The organism is Streptosporangium sp. NPDC003464 (assembly GCF_053588315.1).
In genome coordinates this window covers 12,720-26,025 of record NZ_JBSFPS010000047.1, presented here as the reverse complement: position 1 = coordinate 26,025, position 13,306 = coordinate 12,720, and the positions used below count along the sequence as shown (strand labels likewise).

Below are 13,306 nucleotides of genomic sequence, written 5' to 3'. Positions count from 1 at the left end.
AGAGGGGAAGAGAAGGGGCTCCGCTATGACTGATGCTCTGCGCCTGCGGGTGAGGTCCGACGGCACGACGATGGTCCTGCGGCCCGAAGGGGAGCTGGACGTGAACACCTCGGCGCAGTTGCGGGTCTGGGTGGACGACTATCTCACCGGCGACTCCCGGCCCGCGACCCTGGTGGACCTCTCCGGGCTCACCTTCATCGACTCCCCCGGGCTGGCCGCGCTGCTGGCGATGCGCAGGCGGCTGGCCGACGGCGACGCGGTCGTCGTCTACGCCGATCCGACCCCGCAGCCGGCGCGGCTGCTGCGCATCACGGGCCTGGCGGCCCGGCTGCCGGTCTTCGGCACCCTGGACGAGGCGCTGCGGTCGCTGGCCGCCCGCTGACGGCCGGACCCCTCAGGGCCGGCGGGGACGGCCGGACCCCTCGGGACCGGCGGGGACGGCCGGACCCCTCGGGACCGGCGGGGACGGTCGGACCCCTCGGGACTGGTAGGAAGGTACACGCCTGCCCTGAAGCCCGCAGGCGTGAGGAGCTCATCATGTTGTTCGGGGCCGGACATGGCTCGGCATTCACCATCTCGTGCGACCTCCATGAGGGCGCGGCCGTCATCCGCGTCGGCGGAGAGCTCGGGTTCCACTCCGCCCCGCTCCTGCGAGAGCAGTTGCACCGCGTCTGGGACGGGCCCGGCACGCCCCTCCTCATCGTGGACCTGACCGAGGTCACCTTCTGCGACTCGGTGGGACTGAGCGAGCTGGTCTCGGCACTGCAGCACGGCGAGGCGACCGGCACCCGATTCGTGCTCAGCGGCGTCCACGGACCGCTGGCACGCGTGCTGACGATCACCGGCCTCCGCAAGGCCTTCGAGATCCACCCCACGGCCGACGACGCGCTCCGCCAGGCGGCCCCGGACCGGCGGGACCGGCCCGGCGGCGGGTGAGCCGGCCCGTGGGCCGACTCCCGGCCTCCCCCAACGGTCCGGAATCGATCCTCTAAAGTGTGCGGGCATGACCACACAGCCTTACCTGTCCGAACTGTTCTCCCTTGACGGCCGGGTCGCCATGGTGACCGGCGGAAGTTCCGGCATCGGCCGCGCCATAGCCGAGGCACTCGCGCGCGCGGGGGCGAGTGTCGTGGTCGTGGCGCGCAAGGAGGCGGACCTGATCGCCACGGTCGACGGCCTGACGGCCCACGGCTGCCGTGCGGCCTGGGTGAGCGCGGACCTGAGCACACGCGACGGTGTGCGCCTGGCGGCCGAGAAGGCGGTCGAGGCGTTCGGAGAGCCCGACATCCTCGTCAACAGCGCCGGGATCAACCTGCGTCCGCCGATGGGCGAGCTGGGCGAGGACGTGTGGGACGTCACGATGGCGGTGAATCTGGAGGCGCCCCACCTCCTGGGACAGCGGTTCGGCCCCCGTATGGCGGAGCGGGGGTTCGGGCGGATCATCCACATCAGCTCCCAGCAGGCGCACCGGGCGTTCGTGCAGAGCGGTGCCTACGGCGTCTCCAAGGGAGCGCTGGAGTCACTGGCGCGCTCGCAGGCCGAGGCGTGGTCGTCGAGCGGCGTCACCTGCAACACGCTCGTGCCGGGATTCGTGATGACGGCGCTCAACGCACGGCTGTCGTCCGACCCCGAGAAGGTGGCGGCGCTGGCCGCGCGCACGATGGTCGGACGCAACGGTCTGGCCGAGGACTTCGCGGGCGCGGCGGTGTTCCTGGCGAGCCGCGCCTCCAGTTACGTCACCGGGCAGTCGATCTTCGTCGACGGCGGATTCTCCGTCCACTGAGTCCACCGCGGGAGCATGGGTGAGGGCCGCAGCGGCGGCACCCTGGACGGCGACGGCCGTGCTACTCGAAGCGGGACGGGTCTCCGGCGCCCCTGCGGAGGATCTCGGGTCCGGCCTGTGAGAAGTCGACGACCGTCGTCGGCACGGCGCCGCACTCACCGGCGTCGATCACCGCGTCCACCACGGGGTCGAGCCTTTCCTTGATCTCCCAGCCCTGTGTCATGGGTTCGGTCTCGTCGGGCAGGAGCAGGGTGCTCGACAGCAGTGGTTCGCCGAGTTCGGCCAGCAACGCCTGCGTGACGGCATGATCGGGGATCCGGACACCGACGGTCTTCTTCCTGGGATGCAGCAGCCGTCGCGGTACCTCCTTCGTCGCCGGCAGGATGAACGTGTAGCTGCCGGGAGTCGCCGCCTTGATCGAGCGGAACAGCGCGTTGCTGACGTGGACGAACTGGCCGAGCTGCGCGAAATTCCGGCACACCAGGGTGAAGTGGTGGCCGCTGTCGAGACGGCGGATCTCCCTGATCCGGTCGATGCCCTCCTGGTTGCCCAGTCGGCACCCGAGCGCGAAGCACGAGTCCGTCGGGTAGGCGATCAGCCCGTCCGCGCGGACGAGGTCCGCCACCTGACGGAGGGCCCGAGGTTGCGGGTTGTCCGGATGCACGTCGAAGTACCTTGCCATGCATGGGAGCTTAGAAGCGGATGCTCCTCACCACGATCCGTGGGGCCGCGCGGTCCGTCCACAGCAGCCACCGGATGGCTGACGGGACGGCCTGGACGGTGGAACGGGGGCTTCCGCCCCAACTGCCGTATGGCTACTATCGGGCAACCAATCGCCTACTTTGGCGATTTTTGTCATAGACGTACCGATCGATGAGGAGAGTGTCCTGCACGTGGCCAGGTTGGGCAGGGTCGGGCGGCGAAGAACGGAAATCGTGGGCGACGGGGACGGGCTGCCGGGGGCGACCGGCGGCCGGCCGCGGCGGCTGGCCGGTGCCCGCCGACTGCCACTGCGCACCGTGCTGATCATCGTCGTTTTCGTACCGAGCATCACCTTCACCCCACTGCTGGGTTCGGGCATGTACCAGCTGTCCTCTCAGTGGCGGGCGGAGAAGGTCCAGCTGGACCTGGCCACCACGACTGTCGGCAGCCCCGCGGCCGACCTGTTCTTCAGCCTTGACAAGGAGCGGCAGCTCACCGCGGAGATGCAGGCCGGCCCCCGCAGCACCACCCGCGACAAGCTTGCCGAGCAGCGCGTACTGACCGACCAGGCCGTGAGCGCCTTCCGTCCGCTGACCGCCCTGGACACCACCGACGCGCAGGAGGGGCTCGCCGACGCCATCGCCCGTACCGGACGCGGCCTCGAACTCCTCGACCAGCAGCGCCAGGCGGTGGACGCCGGTTGGTCCAGCGAGCAGAAGGCGTTCGACTACTACAGCGGAGTCATCGAGTCGGACCTCAGCGTGTTCAGCGCCCTCAGCCAGACCGATCACGCCGAGGTGACCAGCAAGGCGCAGACGCTGGTCGACCTCTTCTGGGCCGTCGACATGATCGGCCGCCAACACGCCGTTCTGACCCGCGGCTGGGAGAAGGGGCGCCTGACGAGGGAGGAGTACGGCCTCGTCGCCGACGCCCTCGGCACCAGTAAGCACCTCCTGCGGTCCCGGGTGATCCCCAGTCTCACCGGCAACGAGAGCAAGTACGCAACGCTGACGGCCAGCAAGGCGTGGGAGACCATGACCGCCCTGGAGGGGCGGCTGGTCACCCCCGGGACCGGCGCCGAGAGCAGCCCGGTGACACTCCGCGAGGTCGGCCCCGTGTGGCGCGCCGCGGTTGACACGGTCACCGAGCAGCTGATGCAACTCCTCACCCTCCGGCTCGAGAACGTCGCCAGGATCGGCTACGGCCACGCCAACCAGCTCTTCGTGATCTTCATCAGCATCACCGCCGTGGGCGTGCTCGCCCTGGGCCTGGTCATCGTCACCAGCTGGCGTCTCACCGCCATTCTTCGCCGGCGCATCCTCCACCTGCGCGAGGAGGCCCACGAACTCCAGGAGCGGCTGCCCGATGTGGTCGCCCGGCTGGAGCGCGGCGAGGACGTCGACGTGGACGCGGAGGTGCACCTGGTCGAGCCCACCCCCGACGAGCTCGGCGAGCTCGGGCAGGCCCTCAATCTGGCCAGCCGCAGCGCTGTCCTCACCGCCGTGCGGCAGGCCGAACAGCACCGCGGCTTCCAACGCATGCTCCAGCGCATCGCCCGCCGTACCCAGATCCTCATCGGCCTTCAGCTGAAGAAGCTGGACGAGCTGGAGCGCAGGCACGAGGACCCCGAGGTGCTGGAGGGCCTGTTCGACCTGGACCACCTCACCGCCCGGCTGCGCCGCTACGAGGAGAACCTGGTGATCCTCGGCGGCGGCCAGCCTCAGCGCCGCTGGCGCAAGCCGGTACGCCTGCTCGACGTACTGCGCGCCGCGCAGGGTGAGGTCCAGGACTACCGACGGATCTCGATCGACGTCGAGGGCGACCCCTGGGTGGCCGAGCGCGGGGTGGGACCGCTGGTCCACGTCCTGGCGGAACTGATGGAGAACGCCACCGCCTTCTCCAAGCCGGTGACCCCCGTCGAGGTGCGGGCCGCACCGGTCAGCCGGGGCCTCGCCGTGGAGATCGAGGACCGCGGTCTGGGCATGGAACCCGAGCAGTACGCCGCCGCCAACGCCCTGATGCAGTCGCCGCCGCAGCTCGATGTGATGACCCAGGCCGACGATGTGCGTCTCGGCCTGTACGTGGTCGCCCGGCTCTCCGCGGGCCTGGGTCTCCAGGTGGAACTGCGGCCGTCGGCCTTCGGCGGCACCCGGGTCATCGTGCTGCTCCCGGAATCGCTGGTGGTGGACCGCCCCCGCGCGGTACCCGGGCCGGCCGCGGTCCCCGAGGACGTCCCCCGGGACCCCACCGGTCCGCGACCCCACCCGCAGCAGGACACGGCCGGTCCCCGCCCGCCCCACGAGGACGCGCAGTTGCCGACCCGCTCCAGGGGACGCGCGATGGCGTACGTGACCGCGCCCGCCGCCGGATCACCGGATCGGGACGCCGCGCCCCTGCCGTCCGGCCGCGACCCGCTGCCCCAGCGGGTGCGCCAGGCCAACCTGATCACCGAGCTCAGGGTCCCGGCGGACGGGGACGGGCAGGCCGGCCAGGAGGCCTGGGCCGTACGCGACCAGCCCGGCCGGTCCAGTGCCACGATCGGCGCGTTCCAGCGGCAGTCCCGCAGGCGCCGGACCGGTGACGACGCCTTCCAACCCCGGCCGGACGGATCCCCCGAGCCGAGCTCCCCTACGACGGAAGATCGAAGATGACGCAGCGAACCACCGCCACCGACACCGACCTGGACTGGCTCCTGGACGGTCTGGTCGATCAGGTCGCGGGCACCCGGCACGCCATCGTGCTGTCCGACGACGGTCTGTTGATCAGCCGGTCCCGGACCATCGAGCGCTCGGACGCCGAGCGCCTCGCCGCGATCGCCACCAGCCAGCAGAGCCTGGCCCGCGGTGTCGGGCAGCTCTTCAGCGGCGGACCGGTCCACCAGGTCATCATCGAGATGGCCGACCTGTGGCTGTTCGTCACGGCCGCGGGCCGCGGCACCCATCTGGCCGTGGTCGCCTCCCAGGAGGTCGACGCCGAACTGATGAGCGTCGCGATGCACACCCTGGTCCAGCAGGTGGGCCAGAAGCTGGGGACCGACGCGCGCACCCCGCAGACCGAGGACGCGGGGAGACACAGATGAAGCACTGGACGGAGGGATTCGACGACGACCACGCCGACGAATCCCTCGTCCGTCCCTACACGATCACCGGCGGACGGACCGCCCCCGAGCGGGACGATCTGACGCTGATCACCCTGGTGACGACGGTCTCCGCGGCCTCCGCGGAGACCGGACACGGCCTGCGGAGAATGCAGCCGGAGCACCGCACCATCCTCGCTGTGTGCAAGCGGCCCATGGCGGTGGCCGAGGTCGCCGCCGCGCTGAACCTCCCGGTGTCGGTGACCAAGATCCTCATCGGCGATCTGATCGAGGCCGGTCAGATGCGGGCCCGACCACCGCTGGCCTTCGCACAGGCAGGCGGCTTCCCCGGTATGACGATCCTTGAGGCGGTGAGGGATGGATTACGCAATCTCTGACCACGGGGACGCCGCTCCCCTGGCAGTGAAGATCCTTGTCGCCGGTGGTTTCGGCGTCGGGAAGACGACCCTGGTCGGCGCGGTGAGCGAGGTCGCCCCGCTGCGGACCGAGGAGTACCTGACCCATGCCAGCGTCGGCGTGGACAATCTGGAAGGGGTGGGCGGCAAGTCCACCACTACCGTCGCGCTGGACTTCGGGCGCATCACCATCAACAGCGAACTCGTGCTCTACCTGTTCGGCACCCCCGGGCAGGAACGCTTCTGGTTCATGTGGAACGACCTTGTCAACGGAGCGATGGGCGCGGTCGTCCTGGTCGACACCCGCCGGCTGGACGTGAGTTTCGCGTCGATCGACTTCTTCGAGAGCCGCGGCATCCCCTTCGTCATCGGCGTCAACTGCTTCCACGGTGTCCGGGACCGGACGCGGGAGGAGATCCGCAAGGCACTCGATCTCGATCCGCAGGTGCCGCTGGTGCTCTGTGACGCCCGCGACCGGACGGCGGTCCGCGACGTGCTGCTGGCGCTCATCGACCACCTGATGGCCGCTCAGTCCCGCACCGCACCGCACCCCGTGGCCTGACCGGGCCGTCCCAGGACCGGGCCGGGTCGTCGGCGGCAGGCCCGGTCGAGGCCGGGTCCCGTCGGCCGAAGTGATCAGAGTGCTCCCCGTCTGGAATGATCAGAATGGTCCCGTCGTCTCTCGGTATCGCAGGAGCACTCTTGTTCAAGCGTCGTGGTTTGACCCTGTCGGCAGCCCTCATCGCGGTGTCCGTGTGCGTCGCCGGCCCCGGGGCGGCGGCGGGCGAGACGGCTGATCCGACACATCCGGGGCCGGTTTACAAGACGGTCACCGACCGGAGCGGGCTGCTGTCGTTGCAGACCAATGGGCGTCCGGACGGGCAGGACATGGTCTTCCGGATCTCGGGAGCCGTTTACGCCAACATCGAGGGCAACGCTCACGACCCGCAGCTGCGCCATGGCCAGAAACTGTTCAACATCGAGGGCTACAACATCCGGCGGCTGTATCGGGTGCCCGGCACCACGCAGCTCTACCAGCTCTCCCGTGAGATCGTCTTCTACACCGACCCCGCCGACCCGACGAAGATCCTGCGGGAGTGGAAGAACCCGGTCGACCTCAAGACCTACCCCGTCATCCCCATCAACAACGACGCGGTGAACTTCGGCCCGTTCAACGTCACCTCCTCCTACGTCGGCCCGCCCCTGCGGCAGATGCACGACGAGACGGAGTGGACCAGCGACATCCCGGTGCGCACGGACCTCAAGGCCGCGTTGGGCGATCCGTTCGGGCTGGTGAACGGCGTCTACGCGGCCCAGGAGATGTTCGACTTCTACGTCGACGATCGCGAGGTCGCGACCCGCACGGTCGCGGGCACCGTCCCCAAGGGGGCGATGAAGACCAAGATCAGCTGGGCGAGGACGAGCCCGTGGGCGCCGTTCATGTGCCTGCCGGAGACCGACGTCCGCGGGCAGCTCACCTACCACGCCCGCAGCTGGTCGCTGCAGTCCTACAACGACCTTGAGCCGTGGCTGCGCGCGGAGGTCGACGCCGCCTACCCGCTCTTCGGAGCCGCTCCCACCGCGCCCGGCCCGAGCGAGAACTCCTGGACCTCCTTCTACAACAAGCAGCTGGGCAAGGGTGCCACCACGTGGGCCGGCTGGTGCGCCGCCAACGGGAAGGCCTGACGGCCACGCATGAGGTCGTCGCCGGCGGACAGGCCGGCTTGAGCGGCGGTTCAGGCCGAGGCCGCCTCGGTCCCGGGACCGGCTCCGGTTCCGGGACCTGGATCGGCTCCTGGACCCGGACCTGGACCGAGGTCGGGACCGGTTCCGGGACCTGGACCGGTCCCGGGACCGGGATCTGCTCCGGGACCGGCATCGGCTCCGGGGCCGGGCAGCACGTCGATGTCCGTGGCATGCATCGGCTTGTCGCATACCGAGCAGTGCAGTTCCACGTGGCCGATCTGGCCGCAGGCGTGGTGCCGGTAGAGCACGGGCGGGCCTGACGCCCCGGCGGTCCACCGGTCGCCCCAGCGCACCAGCACCAGCAGCACGTCACACAGCTCCCGGCCTTTGGCGGTGAGCGTGTACTCGTGGCGCGGCGGGCGGTGCGAGTATTCCCGGCGCTGCAGCACGCCGTTGTCGACCAGCCACTTCAGCCGCGCGGCGAGCACCTTGCTGGAGATGCCCAGGTCGTGCTGGAGGTGCTCGAAGCGGGTGATGCCGACGTAGACGTCGCGCAGGATCAGCGGAGACCACGGCTCGCCGATGACGTCCAGGGTGCGGGCGATGGAGCAGGCCATGTCGCCGAACCGGGTTCGCTGCATGCGGCCAGCCTACCCGAGTCCCTTCCCTCAAGAAAGTGACTCGGCTATGGTGCGGACTGACGCCCTACGGCCGAGAGCCTGTGAGGTCTCGCCCAGAGGGCGGCCGCGGACCCGGCCCTGCAGCCGGTGGCGGCCGCACGACGGATACAACGCCGGAACACCTGCCGTGACCCGACCGAAGGGAACACCCGACATGACCGATCCGATGCCTGTCGCCGAGCTGCTGTTCAGCGAGGCGGACGCGACACCGATGAGCACCGACACGGCGACGGTGAAGCCATGGAGCCAGGCGTCCGCGTGCTTGCAGGCGGCGTCGAAGGCGTGGCTGTCGACGGTGCGGCCCGACGGACGCCCGCACGCCATGCCGGTGATGCCGGGCTGGGCGGACGAGACGCCGTACATCGCCACCCGCCCGGCCTCCCGTAAGGCCAGGAATCTCGACGGCAACCCCAATTGCGTCCTCACCGTCGCCGGCGCGGACCTCGACCTCGTGGTCGAGGGCACCGCCACCCGGGTCCAGGACCCGGACCGGCTCCAGCAGGTGGCCGACGCCTTCATGGCGAAGTATCAGTGGCGGTTCACGATCCTTGACGGCTCCGTCTACGACGGCAGCCTTCCCGGCCCACCCGAGTACGCCTTCTACCGGGTGACGCCCGTGCGCGCCTTCGGGTACGGCCCGGACGGCCTGACCGCGACCCGCTGGCGCTTCTGACGGACCGGGCGCCACACCGGCCGGCCTCGCCTGCCGCGGTGGCGGTGGTCCAGCGGACCGGCAGGAGGAGCGCCGCCACCGCGGCGCCGGCCCTCCTGCCGGTCGCTCAAGCCTGCCGGTCACTCAAGCCTGCCGGTCACTCAAGCCTGCCGGTCACTCAAGCCTGCCGGTCGCTCAAGGCTGTCCGGCATCGAGTGTGAGCTCACCCGCGGATCTGCTCGGCGGGCCGGCCCAGCAGCACGGTCCGGGCCGGCGTCAGGGTCGCCACGTACGCCAGCCCCATCGTGGCCACCACCATCGCCGCATAGGCGACGGACGGCACGTGCGGCAGCGGCGAGCCGGTCACCCCGTAGCTGAGCGCCATCAGCGTCGGCGCCGCGATCAGGGTCCCCGTGATCACCGCGAGCCCGCCGACCAGCAGCGCCTCCCAGCGCACCATGCCGCGCACCTGCCGCCGGGTGCCGCCGATCAGGCGCAGCAGCGCGAACTCCCGAGTCCTCGCGCCGGTGGCCGTCACCAGCGTGTTGACCACCGAGATCGCGATGAACACGATGATCAGCCCGAGCACCAGGAGGTTGATCCAGTCACTGAACTCCTGCGCCGCGTTGACCGCCGCGCCGGCGCCCGCCCGGTCCAGGACCGTCAGGCCGGGGGCCAGCGCGGTGAGCCGTTCCGCCGTGCCGCCCGTGACGTACACCCGGCCGGCCATCCCGGCCTCCGAGTGGTCGCGCACCAGCGGGTACGGCAGGGCGACGTCGCCGTACCCGAGACCGCGCTCGTAGAGGGCCACCACGGTCAGCTTGACGGGTGTGCCGTCGCCCAGACGCAGCCGGACCGTGTCTCCCACCGAGGCGCCGAGGCTGCCGGCGGTCAGCGTGCTCAGCGCCACCCTGTCGCCGCGCAGCCGGTCCAGCGAGCCGGACGTGACGCCGAGGTCGATCCCGTGCGCGGGGACGGTCAGGCCGATCGCGTCCAGCGGCTTCAGCGTGCGTGATCCCATTTCGTCCGTGTCGGCGATCACCGTGGTGCCGATCGTCTCGGTCACCCCCTTGACGCCGGGCAGGTCCCGTGCGGCCCGGACGACGTCGGGAGGCAGGCCCGGTCCGGCCGACTCCAGGACGTAGTCGGCGCGGTTGCCCTCCAGCGCCTGCTGGGTGGCCGCGTGGCCCAGGGTGGACTGGGCGAAAAGGGTGGTCGAGGCGAAGGCGAACATCAGGATGAGCGGGCTGGCGACGGCCGCCAGCCGCTTGGCCGCCGTCCTGGTGTTCGCCACGGCCAGGTAGCCGCTGACCGGCGAGGTGCGGCCGACCACGCCGCCTGCCAGGCGCACGGCCAGTTGCACCAGCCAGGGGCCCAGGAGGGCGGCCGCGGTGATGAGGAGGAGCACGATCGCGCCGGCGCTCGCCGCGGCCGTCTCCCCGGCCGCGACCACGGACAGGCCCGAGGCGGACGCGCCCAGGGCGAGGAAGACCAGGCCGGCGATCATCCGGCCGCGGCCGAGCTCCCTGCGTTCGACCGCGGCCTCGCCCAGCGCCTCGGTCGGCTTGATACCGGCGGCACGCCGTACGGCGCCGCGGGCGGCCAGCCAGGCCGTGACCAGCCCGACCCCGGCCGCGACCAGCATCGGGACGGGACCCACCACCGGCGTGAACCCCTCCGGCACCATGCCCCGCGCGACGAACTGGTCGAACAACCACCGCCCCACCGCGACTCCCAGCGGCAGCCCCGGCACGGCGGCCACGGTCCCGACGGCCAGCGCCTCCCGCCCGATCATGGCGCGGACCTGCTTGGGCGTCGCCCCGATCGCCCGCAGCAGCGCGATCTCCCGGTCCCGCTGCCGGACGGCGAGCCCGAACGCGCCGGAGACCACCAGCACCGCCACCATGACGATCACGCCGCCGAGGCTGGCGCTGAGCGCGATGAGCATCTCCCGGCCCTCCCGCGCCGAGGCGTTCTCAGCCAGCCCGCGCTGGTCTCCCGCGTACACCGCCACGGAGTCGCCGAGCGCCCGCTCGACCCGCTCCGCCAGCCGCTCGCCCTCGCCGAACACCCCGAACGCCGACACCTTGCCGGGGCGGGCGAACAGCTCCTCGGCGCGCTCCCCGGTGAAGAACACCGACGCCTGCCGGGCCAGGCCGGGCCCGGCGACCCCGGTCACGGTGTATTCCCGGACACCGTCCCGGCCGGCGACGCGCGCCTTCTCACCCACCTTCCGGCCCAGCGCGACGTCCACGACGATCTCCCCCGCCGTGGCGGGCGCCCGGCCCTCCCGCAGGGTGTACGGCGTGAGCCCCGCCGACCCCCAGGAGCGCCCGATCACACGCCCGTCGGCGCCCGTCAGCCCGACCGGGAAGCTGGTCTCGGGCACGACCCGGGTGACACCGGGCACCTTGGCGATCTTCCTGGCCAGGGCGGCCGGGATCGCGACCGGCTCGGACAGCGACTGCCCCAGGTCAGGCTCCTCCGTGTCGAGGGTGACCTGCTGCTGTCCCGCCACCACGACCGGGGCCGCGCCGTACCGCTCGGCGGGAACGCGGGCGCGCAGGCCGCTGTCCATGAGCAGTCCGCACGAGGCGACCAGGGCCACGGCGAACAGCAGCGCGACGAACGGGCCCGCGAGCGAGAGCAGGCGGCCACGCGAGGTGGCCAGGGCGAGCCTCAGCATCGCACGGCCTCCGGGCGTCCGAGCACGGCCATCCGCCGCGCGATCGTCTCCGGCCCGGCCGCGTACACCTCGTCCACCAGCGCGCCTCCGGCCAGGAACAGCACCCGGTCGGCGTAGGAGGCGGCCACCGGATCGTGGGTCACCATCACCACGGTCTGGCCCGTCGTGTCCACCACCTGGCGGAGCAGGGCGAGCACCTCGGCGGCGGTCTGGGTGTCCAGCGCGCCCGTCGGCTCGTCGGCGAAGACCACCTCCGGCCTGGTCACCAGCGCGCGGGCGATCGCCACCCGCTGCTGCTGCCCGCCGGACAGCTGGGACGGCCGGTGCCGCGCGCGCTCGCCCAGTCCGACCCGCTCGATCACCTCGGCCAGCCAGGCGTGATCGGGCCGCGTGCCCGCGAGCCGGAACGGCAGCAGGACGTTGTCGACCACGCTGAGCGAGGGGATCAGGTTGAACGCCTGGAAGACGAAGCCCGCCTTCTCCCGGCGCAGCTCGGTGAGCTGGGTCTCGTTCATCCGCGACAGCTCCGTGTCGCCTATGTGGACCGTTCCCGAGGTGGGCGTGTCCAGCCCCGCGGCGCAGTGCAGGAAGGTGCTCTTACCGGAACCCGACGGGCCCATGACGGCGGTGAAGCCGCCGCGGGGCAGGTCGACCGTGACTCCGCGTAGCGCGTACACCTCCTTCCCGTAAGTCTTGGTCACCGCGTTGAGGCGCACCGCGTGCGTCGCCACCTGTCGTCCCCCGTTTCAGGATCCACTGTTTGCTCGGATCCCACGCTAGAGACTCGGACATTCCGGGCGCGAGCCAGTAAGCCCCCATCCGTTGGTAGGGCTAGCTGTACCGGAGGGGCTCGATGATCTCCGATGCGTGATCAGGCCGCCTGCGGAAACAGCTCGATCATGAGGATGGGCAGAGATTACGCTTACGGGCATCTCACATCACTTCTCGCCGTTTTCGGTGCCCCTACGGAACAGCGACGGAACAGAGCAGAAGCTTGGAGGCGCCCATGACGATGCCCAGAAAGGGCTCACGGCCCATCACCGTCGACGGCACCGCCTTCCGCTGGCGTATCGGGCACAGGCCCACCTACTCCCAGGGCAACGGCTGGACTCCCCTCACCGTCGCCGTCGAGCGGGCCGAGGCGCCGGGGCGTGTTCTCGTGGTGTCGCTCCCCTGTGCCCGGCCGGACAACTGGGACGGGGAGCGCACGATCGCGGTCCGGCCCGTCCTCGTCGCCGGCTGTATCCGGCGGGCCCTCGAACAGGGCTGGGACCCCGGGCAGCGGGGCCCGGCATTCGCCCTCGCCGTCACCGAGAACGAACTGGCCGTGCTTCTGGGCGGACCACCCCGATACCTGATCCCCTTCCTCTGGGGCATGATCCCCGAAGGCGGAGGCATCGAAGACCTCCCCCGATGCACCGAAATCTGGAGCCGCGACAGACAGGACACCAGCCGGCCACCTGCTCGCCCCTGACCAGCAGGAAAGGACAGGCGCCCGATCAGCGCCCCTCCGTCCCGGCCGGCCGACAGGCCGGCGAGCGTGTCGGCCGCCCGCCGTACCTTCACCGCATCGAGACCCCGGGCCGCCTCCCCACCCGTACGTAGCAGCCCCGGAGCAGGTGGAC

14 protein-coding genes are annotated in these 13,306 nt (G+C 71.2%); 10 read left to right on the top strand and 4 right to left on the bottom strand.

Features of this window, described 5'->3' with window-relative positions; genetic code table 11:
- The first annotated feature begins 25 nt into the window (after window positions 1–25).
- The 3 genes from ACWDS7_RS13445 (at window position 26) to ACWDS7_RS13435 (ending at window position 1,783) form a co-directional block, all read left to right on the top strand.
- Complete coding sequence (locus ACWDS7_RS13445) at window positions 26–382, top strand: STAS domain-containing protein (protein ID WP_451929503.1); 357 nt, start codon at window positions 26–28, stop codon at window positions 380–382.
- Window positions 383–537: 155 nt separating this feature from the next.
- The gene (locus ACWDS7_RS13440) at window positions 538–936 is read left to right on the top strand and encodes an STAS domain-containing protein (protein ID WP_306867504.1); all 399 of its coding nucleotides are present in this window, start codon (window positions 538–540) and stop codon (window positions 934–936) included.
- Window positions 937–1,003: 67 nt separating this feature from the next.
- The gene (locus ACWDS7_RS13435; RefSeq protein ID WP_451929502.1) at window positions 1,004–1,783 is read left to right on the top strand and encodes an SDR family NAD(P)-dependent oxidoreductase; all 780 of its coding nucleotides are present in this window, start codon (window positions 1,004–1,006) and stop codon (window positions 1,781–1,783) included.
- Between the two features lie 61 nt (window positions 1,784–1,844).
- Here the strand turns inward: ACWDS7_RS13435 and ACWDS7_RS13430 are convergent, their stop codons facing one another.
- On the bottom strand, window positions 1,845–2,465 hold the full coding sequence (locus ACWDS7_RS13430) for an L-threonylcarbamoyladenylate synthase (protein WP_306867496.1): 621 nt from the start codon (window positions 2,463–2,465) through the stop codon (window positions 1,845–1,847).
- Window positions 2,466–2,718: 253 nt separating this feature from the next.
- Between ACWDS7_RS13430 and ACWDS7_RS13425 the strand changes: the two genes are divergently transcribed.
- The 5 genes from ACWDS7_RS13425 (at window position 2,719) to ACWDS7_RS13405 (ending at window position 7,663) form a co-directional block, all read left to right on the top strand.
- Window positions 2,719–5,136, top strand: coding sequence for a sensor histidine kinase (locus ACWDS7_RS13425; RefSeq protein ID WP_451929501.1), 2,418 nt, complete (start codon window positions 2,719–2,721; stop codon window positions 5,134–5,136).
- Entirely contained in the window at window positions 5,133–5,564 is a 432-nt protein-coding gene (locus ACWDS7_RS13420; RefSeq protein WP_306867492.1) for a roadblock/LC7 domain-containing protein, read from the top strand. Before ACWDS7_RS13425 ends, ACWDS7_RS13420 begins: the two co-directional genes overlap by 4 nt.
- Window positions 5,561–5,959 (top strand): DUF742 domain-containing protein, encoded by a 399-nt coding sequence (locus ACWDS7_RS13415; RefSeq protein ID WP_306867490.1) that lies wholly within the window; start codon window positions 5,561–5,563, stop codon window positions 5,957–5,959. Before ACWDS7_RS13420 ends, ACWDS7_RS13415 begins: the two co-directional genes overlap by 4 nt.
- Window positions 5,940–6,539, top strand: coding sequence for a GTP-binding protein (locus ACWDS7_RS13410; RefSeq protein ID WP_451929500.1), 600 nt, complete (start codon window positions 5,940–5,942; stop codon window positions 6,537–6,539). Before ACWDS7_RS13415 ends, ACWDS7_RS13410 begins: the two co-directional genes overlap by 20 nt.
- Before the next feature lie 140 nt (window positions 6,540–6,679).
- Window positions 6,680–7,663: a DUF1838 family protein gene (locus tag ACWDS7_RS13405; protein ID WP_451929499.1), complete on the top strand. Its 984-nt coding sequence runs from the start codon at window positions 6,680–6,682 to the stop codon at window positions 7,661–7,663.
- 50 nt (window positions 7,664–7,713) lie between these two features.
- Here the strand turns inward: ACWDS7_RS13405 and ACWDS7_RS13400 are convergent, their stop codons facing one another.
- On the bottom strand, window positions 7,714–8,304 hold the full coding sequence (locus ACWDS7_RS13400; protein ID WP_451929498.1) for a winged helix-turn-helix transcriptional regulator: 591 nt from the start codon (window positions 8,302–8,304) through the stop codon (window positions 7,714–7,716).
- Window positions 8,305–8,497: 193 nt separating this feature from the next.
- On the opposite strand from ACWDS7_RS13400, the gene ACWDS7_RS13395 reads away from it, so the two are divergent.
- Window positions 8,498–9,016 carry a pyridoxamine 5'-phosphate oxidase family protein gene (locus ACWDS7_RS13395; RefSeq protein WP_306867479.1) on the top strand — a complete coding sequence of 173 codons (519 nt, stop codon included), beginning with the start codon at window positions 8,498–8,500 and terminating at the stop codon, window positions 9,014–9,016.
- A 202-nt stretch (window positions 9,017–9,218) separates the two neighbouring features.
- Here ACWDS7_RS13395 and ACWDS7_RS13390 read toward each other — a convergent pair whose 3' ends face one another.
- Window positions 9,219–11,681 (bottom strand): FtsX-like permease family protein, encoded by a 2,463-nt coding sequence (locus ACWDS7_RS13390; RefSeq protein ID WP_451929497.1) that lies wholly within the window; start codon window positions 11,679–11,681, stop codon window positions 9,219–9,221.
- Window positions 11,675–12,412: an ABC transporter ATP-binding protein gene (locus ACWDS7_RS13385; protein ID WP_451929496.1), complete on the bottom strand. Its 738-nt coding sequence runs from the start codon at window positions 12,410–12,412 to the stop codon at window positions 11,675–11,677. The genes ACWDS7_RS13390 and ACWDS7_RS13385 overlap by 7 nt, the downstream gene beginning before the upstream one ends.
- A gap of 275 nt (window positions 12,413–12,687) precedes the next feature.
- Here ACWDS7_RS13385 and ACWDS7_RS13380 point away from each other — a divergent pair, with 275 nt between their 5' ends.
- Complete coding sequence (locus tag ACWDS7_RS13380; protein WP_451929495.1) at window positions 12,688–13,155, top strand: hypothetical protein; 468 nt, start codon at window positions 12,688–12,690, stop codon at window positions 13,153–13,155.
- Window positions 13,156–13,306: the final 151 nt, after the last annotated feature.

What these genes read in the sequence shown, in the direction of transcription:
- ACWDS7_RS13445 (WP_451929503.1), top strand. Translation starts at nt 26, where the DNA reads ATGACTGATGCTCTGCGCCTGCGGGTGAGGTCCGACGGCACGACGATG.
- ACWDS7_RS13440 (WP_306867504.1), top strand. Translation starts at nt 538, where the DNA reads ATGTTGTTCGGGGCCGGACATGGCTCGGCATTCACCATCTCGTGCGAC.
- ACWDS7_RS13435 (WP_451929502.1), top strand. Translation starts at nt 1,004, where the DNA reads ATGACCACACAGCCTTACCTGTCCGAACTGTTCTCCCTTGACGGCCGG.
- ACWDS7_RS13430 (WP_306867496.1), bottom strand. Translation starts at nt 2,465, where the DNA reads ATGGCAAGGTACTTCGACGTGCATCCGGACAACCCGCAACCTCGGGCC.
- ACWDS7_RS13420 (WP_306867492.1), top strand. Translation starts at nt 5,133, where the DNA reads ATGACGCAGCGAACCACCGCCACCGACACCGACCTGGACTGGCTCCTG.
- ACWDS7_RS13415 (WP_306867490.1), top strand. Translation starts at nt 5,561, where the DNA reads ATGAAGCACTGGACGGAGGGATTCGACGACGACCACGCCGACGAATCC.
- ACWDS7_RS13410 (WP_451929500.1), top strand. Translation starts at nt 5,940, where the DNA reads ATGGATTACGCAATCTCTGACCACGGGGACGCCGCTCCCCTGGCAGTG.
- ACWDS7_RS13400 (WP_451929498.1), bottom strand. Translation starts at nt 8,304, where the DNA reads ATGCAGCGAACCCGGTTCGGCGACATGGCCTGCTCCATCGCCCGCACC.
- ACWDS7_RS13395 (WP_306867479.1), top strand. Translation starts at nt 8,498, where the DNA reads ATGACCGATCCGATGCCTGTCGCCGAGCTGCTGTTCAGCGAGGCGGAC.
- ACWDS7_RS13390 (WP_451929497.1), bottom strand. Translation starts at nt 11,681, where the DNA reads ATGCTGAGGCTCGCCCTGGCCACCTCGCGTGGCCGCCTGCTCTCGCTC.
- ACWDS7_RS13380 (WP_451929495.1), top strand. Translation starts at nt 12,688, where the DNA reads ATGACGATGCCCAGAAAGGGCTCACGGCCCATCACCGTCGACGGCACC.